The 19,474-nt window shown below is 45.5% G+C and carries 21 protein-coding genes; 14 read left to right on the top strand and 7 right to left on the bottom strand.

The features are described 5' to 3' along the window. Positions 1-10 precede the first annotated feature (10 nt). Positions 11-1,129 (top strand): NAD(P)/FAD-dependent oxidoreductase, encoded by a 1,119-nt coding sequence (locus ACV3PA_RS09460; protein ID WP_053453559.1) that lies wholly within the window; start codon positions 11-13, stop codon positions 1,127-1,129. A 28-nt stretch (positions 1,130-1,157) separates the two neighbouring features. Continuing rightward, positions 1,158-1,487, top strand: a complete 330-nt coding sequence (locus ACV3PA_RS09455; RefSeq protein ID WP_456124498.1) for a hypothetical protein — start codon at positions 1,158-1,160, stop codon at positions 1,485-1,487. Between the two features lie 93 nt (positions 1,488-1,580). Here the strand turns inward: ACV3PA_RS09455 and egtD are convergent, their stop codons facing one another. From egtD to ACV3PA_RS09430, 5 genes are all read right to left on the bottom strand, one after another. Then, the gene (gene egtD / locus ACV3PA_RS09450) at positions 1,581-2,537 is read right to left on the bottom strand and encodes an L-histidine N(alpha)-methyltransferase (protein WP_053453561.1); all 957 of its coding nucleotides are present in this window, start codon (positions 2,535-2,537) and stop codon (positions 1,581-1,583) included. Then, positions 2,537-3,817 (bottom strand): ergothioneine biosynthesis protein EgtB, encoded by a 1,281-nt coding sequence (gene egtB, locus ACV3PA_RS09445; protein ID WP_456124497.1) that lies wholly within the window; start codon positions 3,815-3,817, stop codon positions 2,537-2,539. Before egtB ends, egtD begins: the two co-directional genes overlap by 1 nt. A gap of 123 nt (positions 3,818-3,940) precedes the next feature. Beyond that, positions 3,941-4,924, bottom strand: a complete 984-nt coding sequence (guaC, locus tag ACV3PA_RS09440) for a GMP reductase (RefSeq protein ID WP_053453563.1) — start codon at positions 4,922-4,924, stop codon at positions 3,941-3,943. A gap of 158 nt (positions 4,925-5,082) precedes the next feature. Beyond that, a complete protein-coding gene (locus ACV3PA_RS09435; protein WP_456124496.1) occupies positions 5,083-5,589 on the bottom strand; it encodes an NUDIX domain-containing protein in 507 nt (168 codons plus the stop codon). Further along, the gene (locus tag ACV3PA_RS09430) at positions 5,576-6,133 is read right to left on the bottom strand and encodes a GNAT family N-acetyltransferase (protein WP_053453565.1); all 558 of its coding nucleotides are present in this window, start codon (positions 6,131-6,133) and stop codon (positions 5,576-5,578) included. The genes ACV3PA_RS09435 and ACV3PA_RS09430 overlap by 14 nt, the downstream gene beginning before the upstream one ends. A gap of 141 nt (positions 6,134-6,274) precedes the next feature. Here ACV3PA_RS09430 and ACV3PA_RS09425 point away from each other — a divergent pair, with 141 nt between their 5' ends. From ACV3PA_RS09425 to ACV3PA_RS09400, 6 genes are all read left to right on the top strand, one after another. Beyond that, positions 6,275-6,535: an RNA polymerase sigma factor gene (locus ACV3PA_RS09425; protein WP_053453566.1), complete on the top strand. Its 261-nt coding sequence runs from the start codon at positions 6,275-6,277 to the stop codon at positions 6,533-6,535. 243 nt (positions 6,536-6,778) lie between these two features. Beyond that, positions 6,779-6,979, top strand: coding sequence for a cold-shock protein (locus tag ACV3PA_RS09420; RefSeq protein ID WP_023468529.1), 201 nt, complete (start codon positions 6,779-6,781; stop codon positions 6,977-6,979). 84 nt (positions 6,980-7,063) lie between these two features. Continuing rightward, positions 7,064-7,429, top strand: a complete 366-nt coding sequence (locus ACV3PA_RS09415; protein WP_053453567.1) for a nuclear transport factor 2 family protein — start codon at positions 7,064-7,066, stop codon at positions 7,427-7,429. A 126-nt stretch (positions 7,430-7,555) separates the two neighbouring features. After that, on the top strand, positions 7,556-8,620 hold the full coding sequence (serC, locus tag ACV3PA_RS09410; protein WP_456124495.1) for a 3-phosphoserine/phosphohydroxythreonine transaminase: 1,065 nt from the start codon (positions 7,556-7,558) through the stop codon (positions 8,618-8,620). After that, on the top strand, positions 8,621-9,778 hold the full coding sequence (locus ACV3PA_RS09405; protein WP_053453569.1) for a phosphoglycerate dehydrogenase: 1,158 nt from the start codon (positions 8,621-8,623) through the stop codon (positions 9,776-9,778). Between the two features lie 13 nt (positions 9,779-9,791). After that, complete coding sequence (locus tag ACV3PA_RS09400) at positions 9,792-10,994, top strand: DUF1015 domain-containing protein (RefSeq protein WP_053453570.1); 1,203 nt, start codon at positions 9,792-9,794, stop codon at positions 10,992-10,994. A 73-nt stretch (positions 10,995-11,067) separates the two neighbouring features. Here the strand turns inward: ACV3PA_RS09400 and ACV3PA_RS09395 are convergent, their stop codons facing one another. Beyond that, a complete protein-coding gene (locus ACV3PA_RS09395; RefSeq protein WP_456124494.1) occupies positions 11,068-12,840 on the bottom strand; it encodes a glycoside hydrolase family 13 protein in 1,773 nt (590 codons plus the stop codon). 194 nt (positions 12,841-13,034) lie between these two features. On the opposite strand from ACV3PA_RS09395, the gene ACV3PA_RS09390 reads away from it, so the two are divergent. Beyond that, on the top strand, positions 13,035-13,748 hold the full coding sequence (locus ACV3PA_RS09390; RefSeq protein ID WP_053453572.1) for a YebC/PmpR family DNA-binding transcriptional regulator: 714 nt from the start codon (positions 13,035-13,037) through the stop codon (positions 13,746-13,748). Between the two features lie 247 nt (positions 13,749-13,995). Beyond that, on the top strand, positions 13,996-14,160 hold the full coding sequence (locus ACV3PA_RS09385; protein ID WP_456124493.1) for a hypothetical protein: 165 nt from the start codon (positions 13,996-13,998) through the stop codon (positions 14,158-14,160). Positions 14,161-14,197: 37 nt separating this feature from the next. On the opposite strand, the gene ACV3PA_RS09380 is transcribed toward ACV3PA_RS09385, so the two are convergent. Next, positions 14,198-14,449 (bottom strand): hypothetical protein, encoded by a 252-nt coding sequence (locus ACV3PA_RS09380; protein WP_053453574.1) that lies wholly within the window; start codon positions 14,447-14,449, stop codon positions 14,198-14,200. A 356-nt stretch (positions 14,450-14,805) separates the two neighbouring features. Here ACV3PA_RS09380 and ACV3PA_RS09375 point away from each other — a divergent pair, with 356 nt between their 5' ends. From ACV3PA_RS09375 to ACV3PA_RS09360, 4 genes are read left to right on the top strand one after another with little or no spacing between them, the layout of a single operon-like run. Continuing rightward, positions 14,806-17,211: a Na+/H+ antiporter subunit A gene (locus ACV3PA_RS09375; RefSeq protein WP_456124492.1), complete on the top strand. Its 2,406-nt coding sequence runs from the start codon at positions 14,806-14,808 to the stop codon at positions 17,209-17,211. Then, on the top strand, positions 17,208-17,648 hold the full coding sequence (locus ACV3PA_RS09370; protein WP_053453576.1) for a Na(+)/H(+) antiporter subunit B: 441 nt from the start codon (positions 17,208-17,210) through the stop codon (positions 17,646-17,648). The genes ACV3PA_RS09375 and ACV3PA_RS09370 overlap by 4 nt, the downstream gene beginning before the upstream one ends. Position 17,649: 1 nt before the next feature. After that, positions 17,650-17,991 carry a Na(+)/H(+) antiporter subunit C gene (locus ACV3PA_RS09365; protein WP_023468540.1) on the top strand — a complete coding sequence of 114 codons (342 nt, stop codon included), beginning with the start codon at positions 17,650-17,652 and terminating at the stop codon, positions 17,989-17,991. Then, on the top strand, positions 17,984-19,471 hold the full coding sequence (locus ACV3PA_RS09360; RefSeq protein ID WP_456124491.1) for a Na+/H+ antiporter subunit D: 1,488 nt from the start codon (positions 17,984-17,986) through the stop codon (positions 19,469-19,471). The genes ACV3PA_RS09365 and ACV3PA_RS09360 overlap by 8 nt, the downstream gene beginning before the upstream one ends. Positions 19,472-19,474 lie beyond the last annotated feature (3 nt).

The raw sequence follows: 19,474 nt of genomic DNA, 5'->3' as shown, positions 1-19,474 counted from the left end.
TGAATTTTTCATGTACACCCATATTATCATCGGTGCCGGAATTCTCGGTGCCTCGACAGCGTATCACTTATCGAAGGCTGGTGAACGCGTCTTACTCGTCGATCGAAAGGAACCCGGTCGTGCCTCTCATGCTGCAGCAGGCATCATCTGTCCATGGATGACACAACGACGGAATAAGGCATGGTACAAATTAGCGAATAACGGTGCCCATTTTTATAAGACACTGATTCCGGAACTCGAAGCACTCGGTGAAACGAGTACAGGGTATCAACAAGTTGGAACGATTGCCCTGCATGAAACATCAAAAATCGAGAAGATGGAGACGATTGCACATAATCGTTTACCAGAAGCTCCTGCCATCGAACGCATCGAGCGACTCGACCAAGACCGCGTCAAAGCGCTCTTCCCGCTCGTCGAACAGATTGAAGATGCCTTGTTCGTTTCCGGTGGCGCTCGTGTTGACGGTCGTGCCTTATGTGCTGCTTTGATCCGTGGCGCTGTTGAGCATGGTGCAACCATAATGAACGGAGATGCGTCTCTTGTCATAGACAACGGGGTCGTTACAGGGATTGAAATCGACGACAAGCAATACACAGCTGATCAATTCATATTAACGGCCGGCGTCTGGTTAAACGACCTCCTTCGTCCGCTTGATCTTAAAATTGATTTACATCCGGAAAAGGGACAGATCCTTCAGCTCGACTTGACCGATTCGACATCTACGACTTGGCCCGTCATCATGGGTCAGCGCGGCTTGTATCTCGTCTCAATCCATGAAGGAAAACTGATTGTCGGTTCAACGCATGAAAAACAGATCGACTATGACTTGAAACCGACCGTCAAGGGGATGTACGCCTTATTGAATCGGGCTTTACCCGTCTTACCGAGTCTCGAAGAAACAACGATCGACGAACTTCGCATCGGCTTGCGCCCGTATACGAAAAATTCATTGCCCGTGATCGGTCCTCTTCAAGACCATCCGAATGTGTTTTTAGCGAACGGTCTTGGGGCATCCGGTTTGACGATCGGACCGTATCTCGGTAGCCAACTAGCGAAGCTTGCGAGCCACCAAACGCCTGATATTGAATGGTCGACTTATGAACCAACTTACGTACCAATCGAATCCTGACTACATGTCTCTGAAAGGAAGTACACCATTGTCTATGAAACCAGTCGTTTCTCTTGATTTATTCAATGCTTTAGATCTACGTGTCGGGACGATCCTTTCCATCTCAGACTACGCAGACGGAATGGTTCAGCTTGAACTACAATTCGACGGATTCACGCGTCGTTTTTCGCTTGCTTGGGAATCACTTCGCCCAGATGTCCATGAATTACTTGGAAAACAAGCAATCGCCGTGTTAAATATACCTGGTCGTATCCCTGAAGAATCTGGTCGGTTACTTGAGATCGGGCGAGCGGAACAATGGATGCCGATTCTCGTCGTACCAGAACACCCGATTCCGGAAGGTGCTCGTGTCGAGTAATGCCAATTCAATTTTTGAAAAAACACTCCCTTATGTCACTTCTAAATGGAAGCTTACATATGGGAGTGTTTTACTTAGTAAAACATCAGTCTATTACATTTTTTCTAGATAGTGTACGCTGAATCGTTCATCGGCATCCATCCAGCAGTTGACCGGATGGAACCCACTTTGACGGGCAAGTATCTCAAACTCTTCTTTACTATATTTGTAGGAGTTTTCCGTATGGATCGTTTCTCCTTGTTTAAATGGAACCGTCACGTCGCCCACTTGTACGAGCTGGTCCAACTGACTCCGAAGGTGCATCTCAATACGTCCTTTTTCCTCATTATAGAACGCATGGTGTTCAAAACGAGTGATATCGAACGTTCCATCGAGCATCTGGTTCAAATGCGTCAACATATTCAAGTTAAACGCTGCCGTAACACCTGCTGCATCGTTATAGGCACGTTCAAGGACATCAGTCGATTTTTTCAGATCGACGCCAATCAAAAATCCATCGCCACTTTCGAGTATCCGCGACGAATGACGTAAAAAGCGCATCGCTTCCTCTGGCTCAAAGTTTCCGATCGTCGAACCTGGGAAAAAGATGACACGTTTTTGTGATTCCTCGACTGGTAAAGAAATTGATTGCGAGTAATCACCGCAAACGGCCTTGATGTGTAAAGCAGGATATCGTTCAGAGAGTTGGCGCGCGGACTCCATTAAAAAGTCTTTTGAGATATCGATGGGCATATAGGTATCGAGATGTGTGAATGTCTCCAGTAACATCTGGATTTTACGGCTACTCCCACTACCGTACTCAATTAACGTATGCACATCGCCAATACTGCGAGCGATTTCTGTTCGATAGTTTTCTAAAATAGCGATTTCCGTTCGTGTCGGATAATATTCCGGTTGATGCGTAATCTGTTCAAACAACTGAGATCCGATGTGATCATAAAAATATTTTGCTGGTAAGACCTTCTGCTCGCGCATCAGACCGTCGATGACCTCTAAGCGCATGTTTTGTTGCGGCGTATATAAATCGTAGCCAATGACTGTCTCTCGCATCACATGTCACCCGCCAATCGGAAGCCGCCAAATAACCAGCGTTTATCGGGTGGGAAGAAGTTACGATACGTCTCGCGAATATGATCATCCGGCGTCACGCAAGCACCACCACGTAATACCATCTGATTACACATGAACTTCGCGTTGTACTCGCCAAGTGCCCCTTCAAGCGGTTTGCTGCCAGGGTAAGAACTATACGGACTAGACGTCCATTCCCAGACGTTTCCGAACATACTCGCAAGCGTCGTCTCTGATTCTTCGACTGCTACGGGATGGAACGTTCCATTTCCCATCATATTTCGTTTTGTTACGGAATCGACTTGGCGAGAAGCCCATTCCCACTCCGCTTCTGTCGGCAACCGTTTCCCTTGGTAACGACTATAAGCGTCCGCTTCATAAAAGCTGACATGACAGACCGGTTCGTCAAGTCGAAGTGGTGCGACGCCATTCATCGTAAAGATCGTCCAATCCCCCGCTTCATCCTTCATCCAATATAAAGGTGCTTTCCAGCCTTCTTTTTGGACAGTCGCGTAGCCATCCGACAACCAATACTCCGATTTTTCATAACCACCTGCTTCAATGAACGCCAAATATTCCCCGTTTGTGACGGGACGCGTCGCTAATTCAAACGGATGAAGCCATGTTTTATGGCGCGGACTTTCGTTGTCAAATGCAAAACCGTCTCCTGTGTGACCAATCTCAACGAGTCCTTCCTCGAATGGAATAAAAGATGTTTCTTTAACCGCTGTTGCAGGTGCGTCTTTTGTCATCGTCTTTGACTGATAGGCAGGTAAAAGAGGATTTGTGAAAAAGTTATACTTCACGTCCATCAAAATCAGTTCCTGATGCTGTTGTTCATGTTGGAGCCCCATCTCAACTAGCGCCTCCACTTTCTGTTGGTCTTCCGGTGTCCGTTCTTGCTTCAAGAACTCGACCATCTGTTCATCGACATATGCCCGGTAAGCGATGATGTCCTCGACCGTCGGACGCGATAACATCCCTCGTTGCTGTCGGGGTTGATAAGGACCGATTGAGTTGTAGTACGAGTTAAATAAATAATTGTATTTTGGATGGTAGACTTGATAACCTTCACTATATTCTTGTAAAATCATCCGTTCAAAAAACCATGTCGTATGTGCAATGTGCCACTTTGGTGGACTAACGTCCGAACTGGCTTGAATGACAAAATCTTCTGCTTCAAGCGGTTCAATCAAGGCAATCGTTTGATTCCGAACGGTGGCGAATTTTTCGATTAAGTACGATGTCGTTTCAAATAACATGTCAATCACTCCCTATCCAAAATATTCCGAATCTTTAGGTCCATATGATGTATACCCCTCCTATGGAAGAGTTATGCTAAGGAAATAAAAAAAGTCCGCTCCATTAAGAGCAGACTCATTTTATTAAAATACTTTATCACCATTAAAGATTGAGTTCTTGACGACGACATAATCGACCGTACGAATCGCTTGCAGTTTGTTCCCACCAGCGTACGAAATCGCTGATTGCAGATCTTGCTCCATCTCGATCAACGTATCTGTCAGACTACCTTTATGTTCGACGAACATTTTCTTTCCTTCAACGTTCTTACGTTCCCCTTTTTGGAACTCAGACGCCGAGCCGAAGTATTCCTTGACGAGCACTCCGTCCACTTCATGTGTCTCACCTGGTGATTCTTCATGTCCTGCAAAGAGGGAACCAATCATGACCATCGAAGCACCGAATCGAACTGACTTTGCGATATCCCCATGCGTCCGAATACCACCATCAGCGATGATTGGTTTACTTGCCGCTTTCGCACACCAACGAAGTGCCGCTAGCTGCCAACCGCCCGTACCGAATCCTGTCTTAATCTTCGTGATACAGACCTTCCCCGGTCCGATGCCTACTTTTGTTGCGTCTGCTCCCGCGTTTTCTAATTCGCGAACCGCTTCCGGTGTACCGACATTACCAGCGATGACAAAACTTGCCGGTAGAAGTGACTTGATGTGACGAATCATCTGAATGACGGCTTCTGAATGACCGTGCGCGATATCGATTGTAATGTATTCAGGAACCAATCCTTCTGCTGCGAGCTGTTCAATCAGCTGATATTCTTCTTCTTTGACGCCAACACTAATCGAAGCGAACAGTTCACGCTCTTGCATCATGCGAACGAATGCGAGACGACGTGCCGGTTCGAACCGGTGCATGATATAGAAATAATCGCCTTCTGCTAAGAATATCGCAATTGATTCATCAATGATCGTTTGCATGTTTGCCGGTACGACCGGAAGCTTAAAACGACGGCCACCGAATTCCACTGACGTATCACATTCCGAACGGCTACCAACGATTGATTTCGCTGGAATTAATTGAATATCTTCATAATCGAATACTACATCCATGAAAAACACCTCTAATTACGAATATTTTTTAAATAATGGCGATAATCATTCGCCCCTTGACTACTATATCGAACTGCTATTACGCTGTCAAAGAAATTTTCGTGTTTTTAAGGTTTTTCATGAACTTTTTTAGTCATAAATAAAATAACGTTCGGTTTTTAAAGGTTTTGTTGTTGTAAATCAATCAACCAGCGCTCTTCCCACTCGAAATAACTTGTTGCCTCTGATTTCTCAAACACTTGATCGGGATAAGGCAACGCAAGTGGCGGACGCTCATTTTTCGGAAAATAAGCCAGTTGCTCGGACTCCCCATCGATTGCTTCAAGCGTTCCACCGACTACTTCACACTCGAATACCGTTGCTACATATTCAACTTCGTTTCCGTCTGGATATGTAAAGCGAAACGACTCCCCACCGAATGTCGCGATCAGGCGGACGGGTCGAACGAATAGACCCGTTTCTTCATAAACTTCGCGAATGACGGCTTGTGCATGAGATTCCCCTAGTTCAATCGCCCCGGCAGGCAAACTCCAAAATGGACCACCTGGATCTTGGAATAGGATGTGACCCGCTTCGTTACGGATGATTGCTGCGACGCATGGTGTAAACAGACGTTGTGTTCCGACATGTTGCCGTAGATTAGCATAATAATCAGAGATTGGCATGACGTAACTCCTCCCGGTCTTCTTTTAATAGAGCAAACAGAATAAAATCTTCCCATGCTTCATTGATGAAGAGATTTTGCTTTGCTATTCCTTCTTGACGAAATCCGACTTTTTCAAGAACACGGATCGATCCGATGTTTGCTGGCATGACTTCAGCACGAATCCGGTGGAACTGATGAACATCAAATAAGTGATCCACGAACAATCCGACCGCTTGAGCCATGTACCCTCGTCTTGAGAAGGAAGCATCCAACTGATAGCCGATCATGCACGTTTCTGCCGGTCCCCGCTGGATGAACATCGCTGAGACATCCCCAATCAATTGATCCGTTTCTGATAAAAAAACACCGTAAGCATAATACGCATCTTGTTTCATCAACTCTTGATGGCGCTGTATCCGTTCCCGCTGTCCTTCGACTGTATACTGTTCAGGCAACGGTTTAACCGGCATCCAGTGTTCGAAGTGTTCGCGGTTTCGCAAGTTCATTTCAAGAATAGTTGCTGCGTCCTCGAGAATATACGGACGAATGTAAATCGGTAACATCATTATTCCTCCTTTAGGTCATTATCTTTAGTTCAAGAAGTTTGGGTGTTTCATAATTTTTCTAGCGGGAATCTACATAATAGTTCATTACATTACAGTGACAGCATACTATAGAGAAAACTGTCGAAGAAGGAGTGACCTATGTATTCAGACACTGATTTGCTTCATCAAATCAAACGGCGTGATCCTGTCGCGCTTGAACGATTATATGATCGTTATGAAAAAACACTCTTTCTTTTATTTCGTCGTACACAAGTCGATGAAGCACTCATCCATTCTGCAATGACCGAATTATTCCGCACCGTTTGGGAACAACCAGCCCGATATCCAAATTTCCAAGGATTTATTTTGCATACATTACGGCAACTAAGTAACAAAAGAGAAGCTACTCCGACACGGTGAAAGAACACGTTATATTTTTTCGACACGGGTAGAATGAACCCTTTAAATCAATGATTTATTTAGAGAAGAACAGCTTAGTTTGTTCTTTTTTTGTTTTGTCCTTTCTTTTTCGATACAGGCATGCTATATTATTAAGTAATTATTGTTGTTCGGTGGAGATACGAAGTGTTTCACTTTATATTCGATGAAATTGATCACGGTAGTAATAATCAGTGTGCCAGTCACACGCAGGAGGCAATACACATGGAACAAGGTAAAGTAAAATGGTTTAACGCAGAAAAAGGATTCGGCTTCATCGAGCGCGAAAGCGGAGACGACGTATTCGTACACTTCTCAGCAATCCAATCTGAAGGTTTCAAATCACTTGACGAAGGTCAAGAGGTTTCTTTCGAAGTTGAAGAAGGCCAACGTGGACCACAAGCAACTAACGTTGTAAAACTTTAATTTCCTTTAGACCCTGCTTTGGCAGGGTCTTTTTTTGTGTCTAAATGTGCTACACTGACGATTCAAGAAGAGAGGAGTTTTTTTATGACGCTCGAGAATACCATGCATCAGTTGCAAGAATCGATGCTAAAAGGAGATTTGACACAAGTCTCTCACCTGTTGTCGCCTGAATTTACATTTATCGATGCTTTAGGTCGGTCGTTTGATGCTGAGACGTATCTCGATCATTATGTCGATCCAGAAAACATTCGCTGGTTGTCACGAACTGATGATTTTTCATACATCGACCACTTCGAAGATACAGCGATTCAATATAGTTTGACAGAGGATCGGTTTGAATACGGCACGACGCAGTACGTCGGTCGTTTCCGTGTCGTTTCGGTCTATCGAGCGACAACTGAGGGCTGGAAATGGCACTTTGGTCAACTGACATCTCTTGATCCGTCGTAACGGATTGAGAGGTGTCTTTTTATTTTCATTTTTCCATTCATCGACAGTTGGAATTGCTTCTCATTTTTCATTCCGTTACACTTGAGTGGTACATATTTTCTGAAAATTCAAGAAGGAGTGTCCATCATGACGGTTTATAACTTCTCTGCCGGTCCGGCAGTCCTCCCTGCACCGGTCTTATTGAAGGCACAATCTGAACTACTCAATTATGAAAACTCAGGACAATCCGTTCTTGAAATGAGTCATCGTTCGCCAATTTTCGAATCGATTCGAGATGCAGCTGAACAATCATTGCGAAGGTTGATGTCGATTCCCGATACGTACTCCGTGCTGTTTATTCAAGGTGGAGCGACACTTCAATTTTCAATGTTACCGCAAAATTTGGCGACTAGGACGGGACGGATTGATTTTATTGATACCGGCGGCTGGTCGACAAAAGCAATTGCGGATGCCAAACAGTATGCGACGGTCCAAGTCCTCGCCTCTTCCGCAAATGATGGTTATCGCTTTATTCCGGATGGACCATTTACGTCTTCAAGCGACTATCTGCATATTACTTGGAACAACACTTTAGAAGGAACGACATATCAGACACCACCCAAAGTCGATGTACCACTCGTTGCCGACGTCTCGTCCTCTATTTTGTCTGAACCGATACCAATCGAAGCCTTTGATGTCTTATATGCGGGTGCTCAAAAAAATTTAGGTGTCGCCGGCTTGACAGTTGTCATCATTAAGAATGACTTACTTGATCGTGTCCCTGATACGATCGGTGCCTACTTACGGTATGATATCCATGCGAAACAGCGTTCTCTTTACAATACGCCGCCAACGTTTAGTCTTTATATGACGAAATTGGTGCTCGAGTGGATTGAGGAGACAGGACTTGAGACGATCACAGCGCGAAATGCCTCACAAGCACAACTCTTATATGAAGCAATCGATCAGTCGACTGTCTTTCATAATCATGTTGCCGTAAAGGATCGAAGTCGAATGAACCTCCCATTCTCGACCGGAAGCGAGACGGAAGACGCTACCTTCTTAGCTTTCGCCGAACGCCACAATCTTATTAACCTTGCTGGACATCGCTCGATTGGCGGAATGCGTGCGAGTCTCTATAACGCCATGCCGACTGAAGGGGTCGAAGCACTTATTCACATCATGCACCGTTTTGAACAGGGGGAACGTTAAATGTATCAAGTGCAATTATGGAACGACGTATCAGATAAAGGATTAAAACGATTTACAGAAGACTATCACGTTCAGCGCGAGTCAGAAAATCCAGATGCTTTTCTCGTCCGCAGTAAGGATTTGCATGATATGCGTTTTCCCGACAGTCTAAAAGCTGTCGCCCGTGCTGGCGTCGGTGTCAATACGATTCCGCTCGATCAACTCGCTAATCGTGGAATTCCAGTCTTTTCGACACCTGGCGCCAATGCCAATGCCGTCAAGGAACTTGTTATCGGAAGCTTATTCCTGACCGCACGAAAACTCGTCCCGAGTCTACTTTGGACGAATAATCTACGCGGACCGGATATTCCGGAACGAATCGAAGCGAACAAAAAGCAGTTCGTCGGAACAGAATTACTGGGGAAACGAATCGGAATCGTTGGACTTGGAGCGATTGGTGCGAGCTTAGCTAACACCCTTCACGAGCTTGGTATGACGGTTACCGGTTACGACCCACACATGTCGGTCGAATCGGCGTGGCGTGTCTCGAATCAAATTCACCGCGCGACGCAACTAGAAGAGTTACTCGCGACAAGCGACTACATCACGCTACATCTCCCGCTCGTTGACGCAACGACTGGTTTATTAGATGCTGCACTCTTCTCGAAAATGAAGCACGGTGCGACGTTACTCAATTTCTCGCGTGGAGAACTCGTCGATGAACAGGCGTTAGCCGATGTTCTTCGATCCGGTCGCCTTGCCAACTATGTGACCGATTTCCCAAATGCCTTTATTTTATCTCTTCCACGGGTGATTCCGTTACCGCATATCGGCGCATCAACGAGTGAGGCGGAAGAGAATTGTGCCATCATGGCTGTCGATCAGCTCCGGCTATTTCTTGAGACAGGAAACATTCGTAATGCTGTCAACTTCCCTGCAGTTGAGTTACCGTACACTGGAAAACGACGGATCACGATTGCTCACCACAATATTCCGAACATGGTCGGTCAAATCGCATCCGTATTAGCACAAGAATCCATCAATATCGCGAATATGATCAACGGAAGTAAAGATGCGATTGCTTATACAATCATCGATATCGATAATCATGCGGAAGAGACGATCTCGCTCGACCGTCTAAATCAAATTCCTGGCGTCTTGAAAACACGCCTACTTTAAAAGGAGTGATCCCATGCCAACATTCGAACCCTTTGCGGCGTTACGACCGGATTCAAAGTATGCAGCAGACTTTTCTGCCTTACCTTATGATGTCTATTCCCGCGAGGAAGCACGCGCTGAGATTCGTCGACGTCCACTGTCTTTTTTACGGATTGATAAAGCAGAAGCAACACTTCCTTCGCTCATTGCCGAAGACGATCCACGCGTTTATCAACAAGCAACTCTTGCTTTTGAAGAGAGTCAGACGAATGGTATCTTACAACTCGATCCGGACGAGACGTATTATATTTATCAATTATCAGATGGGACACATACGCAATCTGGTTTCGTCGGTTGTGTTGCCGTCGATGATTACGAGACGAATCAAATTCGTAAACATGAATTCACGCGTCCGGATAAAGAACGCGATCGTGTCCGTCACGTCGAACATCTAGAGGCTCACACAGGTCCAATTTTGCTCGCCCATCAAACGGATACCCAACTGCAAGAGATCGTCACGACGATTACTGCCGGTGATCCACTATATGATTTTACAGTTGACGGGATCACGCACCGGGTTTTCAAAGTGGTCGACCGAAATCATCTGTTGACAATTGGTAGCCAGTTTGCACGACACGATGCTCTCTACATCGCCGATGGTCACCATCGCGCTGCAGCTGCTGCCATCGCTGCTAGCCAAACTAATCAAGAGGAGGCACAGCGCTTTCTCGGTGTCTCGTTCCCACAAGATGAATTACGAATCCTCGGGTACCATCGTGTCATTGAAGATCTATATGGTCAATCTGTCGTTGACTTCCTTGAACGCTTAGCACATCGGTTTACAATCGCAAAAGGACGTGCTGAACAAACAAAGCAACATCAAATCGAAATGTACCTCAATCGACAATGGTATACGCTCACGTACGTTTCTGAGCGAACAGGGACAAAGGCGAACCTAGACGTCTCGATTCTTCAAGAAGAGCTCCTCACACCGTTACTTGGCATTGAAGATCCACGGACAGATGCGCGTATTCAATTCGTCGGTGGTCATAAAGGCTATGACGGACTCGAACAGCTTGTCGATGCCGGGCGTGCGGCAGTTGCCTTTCACTTGCATCCGACCTCGATTGAAGACTTGATGACAGTAGCTGATGCGGGAGAAGTCATGCCACCAAAATCGACTTGGTTCGAACCAAAACTACGAAGTGGATTGTTGATTCATCCGTTTCGTTCTTGAAAAATCATGCTTTAAAAAAGCAAGACGTGGACAACTTGTCCATGTCTTGCTTTTTTAAAGCATGTACTTCCCCTTAAAGTTGTCGCAAAATAACGGCCGACAAAGCCGGTATTTGAACAGCTTCTGACGCCGTTGTCTCGTCAAATAGATTCTTAAATGTTCCTTCAAGCGAAAAAATCTGTACTTCTTCGCTTACATTGACTGCAAGCAAATAAACATGGTCGCCCTGACGTCGTTCGACCACCATAAGTTGTTTGGACTCGTCAGCTAACTGAAAATGATACGTTCCGTCATTTGCTAAAATCGGGTGCTCTTTTCGAAGTGCAATTAATCGTGTCACATAGTCAAATAATTCATGATTCTGCTTCGTCTCATCCCACTCCATACAGGCACGATTGGAAGGATCTTGCCCTCCGGTCATTCCAATCTCATCACCGTAATAAATGACCGGTGTACCAGGAAACGTCAATAATGTAGCGAAAAGTAATTTCATCCGGTCGACGTTGCCTTTCGCCCGTGTTAATGCACGTGGTGTGTCGTGTGAGTCGATTAAGTTAAACATCACTTCGTTGACGTTTTGAGAGTGCCAGTTTAGATTCCGGCTGACCGCGTATGAGAAATCACGGACAGTTGTCTCGCCCGTCGCAAAACAAGTGAGAAAACTCTCTGTTAATCCGTAATTCATGACAGCATCGAATTGATCGCCAAGTAACCACGGTTGTGAATCCGTCCAGCATTCGCCGACGATATAGCACGTGCCGTTCGCAGCCCGAACTTCCTTACGAAATTCACGCCAAAACGCATGATCGACTTCACTAGCAACATCAAGACGCCAACCGTCGATTCCGAATTCTTCAACCCAGTAGCGTCCGACATGGAGCAAGTATTGTTTTACGTCCGGATGAGCAGTATTCAACTTAGGCATGTTCCGTTCAAAGGCAAACACTTCGTAATTCGGAAGCGACGGATCGACTGGGAACGAATCAATAGTGAACCAATTGGCGTACTTCGAGTCTTGTCCATTTTTTAAGACGTCTTGGAATGCTGGATGCTCTTCACTAATATGATTGAAGACGGCATCAAGTAACACACGGATACCGTTCTCATGCAACATCCCAATCATTTTACGAAACGTTTCCTCGTCTCCGAATGCCGGGTCGAGCTTCAAATAATCGAGTGTGTCGTACTTATGATTCGATGGCGCTTCAAAAACAGGGCAGAAATAGACACCAGTGACACCGAGTCGTTTTAAGTGATCGACATGATCGATGACCCCTTGAAAGTCTCCACCAAAGAAATTTTGAAAAGCTGGCGCTTCACTCCCCCATTTTTTCGTTCCCGCAGGATCATTCGTTGGATCTCCATTTGCGAATCGTTCTGGGAAAATTTGATACCAGACCGTGTCTTTGACCCAGTCCGGTGTATCAAAGACATCCGTCGCATGAACGTACGGGACGGAAAAATAGTAGCCCGGATGATCAAGTGGTGCTTCGCCATACCAGCCACGCTCCGTTAACACAGCTGTCGTATCACCATGCACTTCAAACCCATATCGTACACGTTTTCGTACTGGACGGATTGCAACGAACCAGTAGTCATACGTTGCGTCACTTCCATTGTATTGCATCGGTGTTCGCTGTACTTTCCATGACTTCTCTTTCTCCGGATCAAAATTCCAATCGCGATCTTCTTCCTTCTCTGCTTCCCATTCATAGGGATCACCATGAATTAAATTTACTTCACGAACATCATCCTTAGCCGTCATAAGTCGAATATGGACGGTCCTTTGATCATAGGCATAAACGAATGGTGATAATGCGCGATGAACTACCCCAGCTTGATTCAAATTCTGCCACTCTCCCTTAAATTGATATATCTCTAACGGTAAAGTTCCTTTCTTCAGCTTCACCTAAACGTTTTTAAAGGAAATTCAACTGTTCCACCGACATTTTAGTTCAGTCTGTCAGGTAGTTTAAGGTATACTGATAACGCATAGGAAATCACGGATTTCTGACATTACGGAAAGAGAGTGGATACGAAATGGGTCGTAAATGGAATAACATTAAAGAAAAAAAGGCATCAAAAGACAAAAATACGAGTCGGATCTACGCAAAGTTCGGTCGTGAGATTTACGTAGCGGCAAAACAAGGAGAACCAGATCCTGAATCTAACCAAGCATTGAAGGTCGTTTTAGAACGAGCGAAGACATATAACGTTCCCCGTGCAATCGTCGATCGCGCAATCGAAAAAGCAAAAGGTGGAGCGGAAGAAAACTACGATGTGCTTCGGTATGAGGGATTCGGACCAAGCGGTTCAATGGTAATTGTTGAAACATTGACGAACAACGTCAACCGGACAGCTTCAGACGTCCGCGCTGCGTTTGGCAAAAATGGCGGAAACATGGGCGTTAGTGGATCCGTCGCTTACATGTTCGATGCGACTGCTATCTTTGCGTTTGAAGGAAAATCGGCAGATGACGTATTAGAATTGATGATGGAAGCGGATATTGATGTCCGCGATATCCTCGAAGAAGACGAGTCTGTCATCATCTATGCCGAGCCGGAACAGTTCCATGCTGTTCAAGAAGCGTTAAAAGCTGCAGGTATTACAGAGTTCTCACTTGCTGAACTCGTCATGCTGGCGCAAAATGAAGTCGCTTTGTCTGAAGACGACGTTGCACAATTCGAGAAAATGATTGATGCACTTGAAGACTTGGAAGATGTTCAACAGGTTTATCATAACGTAGAGCTATAATTAAAAAAGACAAGGAGCTGGTCACGACCAGCTCCTTGTCTTTTTTATTGTAGAATCCCTATATCGGTTAACGCCCAAACTCGGTAACGCACCGTCTGCACTCATCATAATGTATGAAACGCGTTTCATAACAAGAAGAAAAAAAGATTCATTTCTAATGTTTATTTCTTCAAGTTAATGGGAATAGTAATATTCGGAGTTGATTATAACTTATTTTGTTTTGAAGAAATAAAGGGAGGAACGAACGATGACATATTCTTTAATCGAAACATTCAAACACATCGTAAGCGAGGCAACCCGCTTTAAGCGCGTTGATTTCGGAGGTTACGACATTTATATGCAGACAACAGACGGACGAACAATTACGGCACACAGTGAACGGACACATGCCCTTGTCACAACGAGTGCTTGATTCAAAAAACACGCCTCTCATTCGAGAGACGTGTTTTTTAGTCTTCTTCTTGCTCTAGACGTTCGAGTTCCGCATGTGTTTGTGGAAATCCATTCGCTTGCCAGTCAGCGCGATGAATGGAGTCCAGTTGCGTTAAACCAACTTCTGCCGGATCGCGCTTCGCATCAACACTTGGTCGATGGTCAATATCGTCAGATGATGTTTTCCGTTGTTGATATTGTTGATATGCGATTGTTCCAATCGCTGCTAATCCACCTAAAATGACACCTGTCTTAAATGTGGCACGCATGAGATTTCCCCCTCTATGATCGATACATTGACTCTTGATAACTGTACCCGTGTTGACTGAATTTGAATCCTTTCCATGAGTTATCAACCGTTTTTTTAAAAAAATCAAAAAAAAAATTTAGTCTTTTCTGCCGTGTTCCTACATATTTAATAATTACGAGGAAAAATGGCTCTATCCCTTATGCTTCAACGCTTCACGTCATGCAAGAAGGAAAAAAGTACGCTATACTTGATTCAGAAACATCTTCGACGAACAAAATGAATCATGTCTTCTACTGGACAGTTCCGAGCTTCAATGGCTTGCGTTCGCGTCCCTTTTTCATTTTTGGTCGTCGATGTCACAAAGGAGGGAATTTCGTGTCCGTGATGCACGGGGCTATCTTACTGCCCATATTGATCAGTCTTTTCATTCCGCTTCTAGCGAAACGAATTCCGACTATTCATACCGGTTGGTTTGTACTTGTCGTACCTGTACTGCTCGTTTCGTATTTTAGCCGCTTTCTCCCTGGTACGATGTCGGGTGAGACGTTTACGGCACGCATGCCATGGTTACCATCGCTCGGTATCGATTTCGTTACGTATCTTGACGGACTTGGCTTGTTATTCGCATTGTTGATTACCGGAATTGGTTCACTCGTCGTTCTTTATTCCATTTTTTATCTTGATGCGAAAAAAGAGTCACTCGGAACGTTTTATGTCTATTTATTAATGTTCATGACTGCAATGCTTGGTGTCGTGCTGTCAGACAACATGGTCGTTCTCTATCTATTCTGGGAATTGACATCAATCTCGTCTTTCTTATTGATTGCCTACTGGTACGAGCGTGAAAGCTCTCGCTATGGCGCTCAAAAATCAATGCTGATCACTGTCTTCGGTGGACTGGCAATGCTTGGTGGAATCGCGATCCTCTCCACATTAAGCGGCTCACTCAGTATCCGGGAGACGTATGCATCGCTTGCATCGATTCAAGGCGAGCCATTCTTTAAGGTTGCACTTGTCTTGTTCCTGCTAGCAGCGTTCACGAAATCCGCACAGTTTCCGTTCCATATCTGGTTACCGGATGCGATGGAAGCACCGACCCCTGTCAGTGCCTACTTGCACTCGGCAACGATGGTCAAAGCAGGCTTATATCTCGTTGCTCGTTTTAGCCCAATCTTCGCAGATGAGTCACTTTGGTTTTATCTCGTCTCATCTGTCGGAATATTCACCTTATTCTGGGGTTCATTGAATGCAGTGAAACAACATGATTTAAAAGGTATTCTCGCCTACTCAACGATTTCTCAGCTTGGATTGATCATGTCCTTACTCGGACTCGGAGCAGCCGCCCTGCACGTCGACGTGTTAGACGATGGACTGTACACAATTGCAACAGTCGCTGCAATCTTCCATTTGATCAACCACGCGACATTCAAAGGTAGTCTGTTCATGATGGCAGGAATCGTCGATCACGAGACCGGCACGCGCGATATCCGTAAACTCGGTGGACTTGCACAATTGATGCCGATCTCGATGACGATTGCGATGATCGGGACACTATCAATGGCAGGGATTCCACCGTTCAATGGTTTCTTAAGTAAAGAGATGTTCTTGACGGGAGTTCTTGAAGTCTCCGGATCAGACTTGTTTAACTTGCCGTCTTACGGATGGATCATTCCTGTCCTTGCCGTCGTCGGAAGCATCTTTACATTCGTCTACAGCATCTTGATCGTCCGGAAAACGTTCTTCGGTAAACGCCAAGACGACCAGTTGCCGAAAACACCACACGAGGCACCGATTGGTATGTTGATTCCACCACTCGTCCTTGTATCGCTCGTCGTCATCATCGGACTCTTCCCGAATCTTTTGTCGAATACATTGATTCGACCAGCAGTCGAAGCGATATTACCTCAAGTCGTTGATGCCGGTGGCAAGATTGATGTTCACATTACGATGTGGCACGGATTTAAACTAGAATTTTTCCTGACGTTACTCATTTTTACAGTCGGGTTTATCTTGTACAAGACACTGCCACGTTGGCAATCGCTTTATAACCGGATGCCACGTGCCATCTCACTCAACCATCAATATGACGCTCTGCTACGTCGTGGAGAGCAAACATCGACACGGATCCATGATACGGTCATGACCGGGTATATGCGGTCATACCTTGTCTATATCTTTGGTTTCATCGTCATCTTGATCTTAACAGCATTATACGGGTTCGACGCCTTCCGCTTCGCGGTTGATCCAATTAGCTCGATTCATGCTTACGAGATCATCTTAGCACTCGTCCTTGTCTCGAGTGCCCTCTCGATCACCTTTGCACGCTCGCGTCTGACATCAATCATCTTACTTGGTGTAACAGGTTATACGGTCGCTCTGTTCTTCGTCTTGTTCCGGGCACCAGACCTTGCTTTGACGCAACTCGTCATCGAGACGGTATCGGTCGCCTTGTTCTTACTCGTCTTTTATCGTTTGCCGGAAATCAGTCGGAAAGAAGAACGAATTCCGTTTAAGCTCGGAAATGCTTTAATCTCAGCACTCGTCGGATTGACGGTGACACTTGTCGCACTTGCTTCGCTCAGTCAGCGTTCATTTGCTTCGATTGCTAAATATTACATTGACAACGTCGCTGATCTTGCTGCTGGTGGGAACATGGTCAACGTCATTCTCGTCGACTTCCGTGGATTTGATACGTTGTTTGAGATTGCGGTTCTCGCACTTGCCGGAATCGGAATTTTCACGATGATTAAATTCAGACGAACAGGAGGGATGGATAAATGAAAAAGCAGGCAAAAAAGCATACGAATGATGTCATCTTAGAGTCCGCGACTTCCTTCATTACGTTCATCATCTTCCTGTTTGCTGTCTACTTGTTCTTTGCCGGACACTATACACCAGGTGGCGGTTTCATTGGCGGTCTCGTAACATCTTCTGCTCTCGTCTTGATCTTACTAGCTTATGATATCAAGACATTGCGCCGGATTTTGCCATTTGATTATAAATGGATCACAGCGCTTGGCATGTTGATTGCCGTACTAACGGCTTCAGGAGCGCTCGTGTTCAACGTGCCGTTCTTCACGCATGCGCATGATTATTTTAATCTGCCGTTGTTCGGCAAGACATCGCTTCACACAGCGATGTTGTTCGACCTCGGTGTATACCTTGTCGTCGTCGGTGTGACGATGACAATTATTCAAACGATTGGGGAGAGTGATTAATATGGAAATCATCATGGCGATCGCCGCAGGCATCCTAACGATGTGTGCCATTTATCTCATTCTTTCGAAAAGCATTCTTCGTATTATCATCGGAACAGGATTACTCAGTCACGCTGCTCATCTACTCGTCATGACAATGGGTGGATTAAAACGTGGTGCAGCTCCCGTTTTAAAGGATGGCGTGACTTCCTATACGGATCCACTACCACAAGCACTCGTTTTGACTGCCATCGTCATTAGCTTTGGTGTCACCGCCTTTTTCTTGGTGCTTGCGTATCGCGCTTACCAAGAGCTCGGAACCGATAATATCGAAGAGATGAAAGGAACCGATTCGAATGATTAACTTACCGCTATTACCGATCATCATCCCTTTGTTGACTGGTGTCATCTTAATGTTTTTCCCGCGACACCTCAAAGGACAACGAATCGTTTCCATCTTTTCGACGATTTTGACTGTCTGTGCATCCATTTACCTGGTTTTGACTGTCCGCTCAAATGGCATTTTGACTGTCACACTAGGTAGCTGGCCAGCGCCTTTTGGTATCACGCTCGTCTCTGACATGTTGTCTGCTTTACTCGTCACAACGACGAGCATACTTGTCCTAAGTATCATCTGGTATGCGATCGTTTATTTGAGCGATGCTTATCAACGGTATTACTATTTCATTGCCGTTCAGTTCCTGCTTGTTGGTGTCAACGGTGCCTTTACGACTGGCGATATCTTTAACATGTTTGTCTTCTTCGAAGTCTTCCTGATTTCGTCTTATGTCTTAATCGTTCTCGGCGGAAAGCCGGCACAATTACGAGAATCACTCAAGTATCTCTTGATTAACGTCATCTCGTCCGCCTTGTTCGTCATGACGGTTGCCTTCTTGTACGGCATCATTGGTTCACTCAGCATGGCGGATATCAGTCAGAAAATCACAGAGATCGAACAGCCAGCGATCCTAAACGTCATCGCCTTGTTATTCCTTGTCGTTTTCGGGTTAAAAGGTGCGATTTTCCCGCTCTACTTCTGGTTACCAGGCTCTTATCAAGTGCCACCGACCCCTGTTCTTGCCCTATTCGGTGCCTTATTGACGAAGGTTGGGGTATACGGGATTTTACGGACGTATAGTTTGTTCTTCTCAAACGAGATCGGAACGATTCATCAAATCTTAAGCGTCCTTGCCCTTAGTACAATCATCATCGGTGTCATTGGTGCGTTAGCGACACGGGATGCGAAACAAATCATCATTTACAACATCATCGTGGCTGTTGGGGTCATCTTGTATGGGGTTTCCCTCATGACACCACAAGCCCTAGAAGGGGCGATTTTCTACCTTCTTCACGATATGGTGATCAAGGCCGCATTGTTCTTACTCGTCGGTATCATGGTCGGAATCGCTGGTTCGAGTAAGCTGAAGGATATGGGTGGTATGATCAAAGCCTATCCTGTACTCGGTTGGACATTCTTCATCGCAGCATTATCACTTGCCGGAATTCCACCACTTAGTGGATTCATCGGGAAATTCCTGATTGTTCGTGGCGGCATTGAAGCCGGTGAGTTGGTTGGACCAATCATCGTTTTACTATCGAGTTTGCTTGTCTTGTATTCCGTCGTCCAATTGTTCATGCGTGCCTTTTGGGGAACACCAAAGACATACTCAGGTGAAAAACAAGCGCTTGTTCCACGACTGCTGGCTCCTACGATTGCCTTAGTTGCGCTTAGCGTCCTCTATGGCGTAGGCGCTGAGGCGATGCGTCCACTCATTCAACAAGCCGTTGAACCGTTAACGAATCCAACGCTTTATATCGATGCCGTATTAAAAGGAGGTCGTTAATTC

It is taken from the genome of Exiguobacterium sp. EA-TM-5 (assembly GCF_053878415.1).
The sequence above is the reverse complement of the archived record's forward strand: the minus strand, read 5'-3'. Positions and strand labels throughout refer to the sequence as shown.